This window comes from Synechococcus sp. H60.3, assembly GCF_047462295.1.
Classification (GTDB): Bacteria; Cyanobacteriota; Cyanobacteriia; order Thermostichales; family Thermostichaceae; genus Thermostichus.
Map to the genome: position 1 here is coordinate 4,140 of NZ_JANSIY010000092.1, position 2,412 is coordinate 6,551.

Here is a 2,412-nt window from a genome sequence, read left to right on the forward strand (position 1 = left end):
TGGCGGAGCTGGGATCCCAGGTCAGTTTGGTATTCAAACAGGTAGTAAGGCTGGCCTTGCCGCTCAAAAGCTTCGGCCGCCAACAACTGGCTCGAGCGACCGGATCCGGCGGGGGCGATGATCTTCTCCGCCACCAATTGCCCCACCTCATCCGGGCCACCCAGGTCGGCGATCGTCTCTCCCTTGTCAAAGGGGGCGATCATCAGGCTGACGTTCTCCGTCTCGTACACCAAGTCGCGCAGAAGTACCGCTGGCCCTTTCCCTGGCCCCAAGTTCACCGCCACCATGCCGTTGGGATAGGCAAAGGCAAAGGCCCCGCCAGGATCCCTGTAGGCGCGCAGGTTGGAGCCTGCGGAGCAGGCACTGGTGAGCAAGCTGAGGCAAACACAGAGCAGTAACAACACCCCAGAGAGCCGCTGTCCTAATTGGGCAAAATGCCCACCTTGTGCTGCTGACATACCGGGATCCTCCGCTCAGATTGGTTACCCATCCCAATCATCCTAATATGGGCGCCTCCTCTCTAACCAGCGAAAAAAAGAACCTAGAAGTTCTTCAGCGGGATCCGTTCTGGTAGTGGCGGGAGCGCAACACCAGCACATCCGAGAGCTGGCGCAATTGACTCTGAACTTGGTCGAGCTGTTTTTTGTCCCGCACATCAATACAGAGATCGATTAGGGCCGTGCGGTTGGCAAAAGTCTGCACCCTAGCATTGCGCACATTGATGCTTTGATCCGAGAGACGGGAGAGGATGTCTCGCAGCACGCCAACGCGGTCAATGACCTCCAGGCGCAGTTCCACGGGGTAGATCTGGGTGCTCTGCCGCAGTTGCTCCTCATTCCAGCGCACTGGCACGAGTCGATCGCCCGGAACTTGAGCCACCCGCGGACAGTCGCGATGATGAATGGTGATGCCCTTGAAGCGGGTGACCACGCCCAGGATGGGATCCCCTGGCAGCGGGTTGCAGCATTTGGCCAACTGGTGCTTCAGGCCCTCCACCCCTAGGATGGGAGATTGGGATCGGCTAGAACCTCGGCCCCCATCGGCCCGCGGCAGCAGCAGCTTGGCTTTCTCAAGGGATCCCTCCTCGGGTGGGGGAGAGACGGCTGGCTTGCTTACCTCCTGCAGCCGATGGATTACCTGTGTGGGGGTTACCTCTCCATAGCCCAGCGCCGCCAGCAAATCCTCCACGCTGCTATAGTTGAGCTTCTCGGCAACCTTTTGCATGCGCTCTGACTTGAGCAGCGCATCGAACCCCGTTTTGCCCAGCTCCCGCTCCAGCAACTGCCGGCCGCGGGCAATATTTTGCTCACGATTGGAGCGCTTAAACCACTGGCGAATGCGGTTGCGGGCTGAACTGGTGGCGACAAAATTAATCCAGTCCAGGCTGGGGTGGGCATTTTTGTGGGTGATGATCTGCACAATGTCGCCGTTGCGCAGGCGGGTATCCAAAGGCACAATCTTGTTGTTTACCCGCGCCCCAGCGCAGTGATCCCCAATTTCGGAGTGAATGCGATAGGCAAAGTCCACCGGGCAGGATCCCTGGGGCAGGGCCAGCAAGTCTCCTTTGGGCGTGAAGACGTAAACCTCGCTCTCAAATAGGTTCTCGCGAATGGTGTCCAGGTATTCTTTGTCGTCCTTGAGGTCGTTTTGCCACTCCAACAGTTGCCGCAGCCAGGTAAAGCGCTCTTCCTCGGGCTTTACGGGGGTGCTGCCGGCTTCTTTGTACTTCCAGTGGGCGGCAATGCCGTATTCCGCCACACGGTGCATCTCTTCGGTGCGGATCTGCACTTCCACCGGTCGGCCCTGTAGGCCAATCACAGCCGTATGCAAAGATTGGTAGCGGTTGGCCTTGGGGAGACCAATGTAGTCTTTGAAACGACCTGGAATGGGGCGAAAACAGTTGTGAACAACCGCCAGCACCCGGTAGCATTCACTCACGGTTTGCACGATAACCCGCACCGCCAGGAGATCGTAGATCTCGTGAAATTCCTTGCGCTGCTGCTGCATCTTGCGGTAGATGCCGTACAGGTGCTTGGGCCGCCCGCTAATCTCAAAGTGCTCTAGCCCCGCTTGAATGAGGTGCTTGCGCAGCTCTTCAATAAACGCTTGGATCTCTGCCTCTCGCTCACTGCGCTTGGCGTTGACCAGCTCTTGGATCTGGCGATAGGCTTCGTGGTCCAGGTACTTAAAGGCCAAGTCTTCCAGTTCCCACTTGAAATGCCAGATCCCCAGCCGGTTGGCTAGAGGCGCAAAGATCTCCATAGTTTCGGCTGCAATCTGTTTTTGCTTGTGGGGGGGTAGATATTGCAGCGTGCGCATGTTGTGCAGGCGATCCGCCAGCTTGACCACAATGACCCGAATGTCTTTGGCCATGGCCACAAACATGCGGCGGAAGTTTTCCGCTTGCTGCTC

At 57.9% G+C, this 2,412-nt stretch carries 2 protein-coding genes; both read right to left on the minus strand.

Translation table 11 applies throughout. The features are described from left to right. On the minus strand, positions 1-458 hold a 458-nt coding region (gene psbP / locus NW841_RS09820; protein WP_414386218.1), incomplete at its 3' end, for a photosystem II reaction center PsbP. A gap of 94 nt (positions 459-552) precedes the next feature. Continuing rightward, the coding region (locus NW841_RS09825) for a RelA/SpoT family protein (RefSeq protein WP_414386219.1) at positions 553-2,412 on the minus strand (1,860 nt) is incomplete at its 5' end.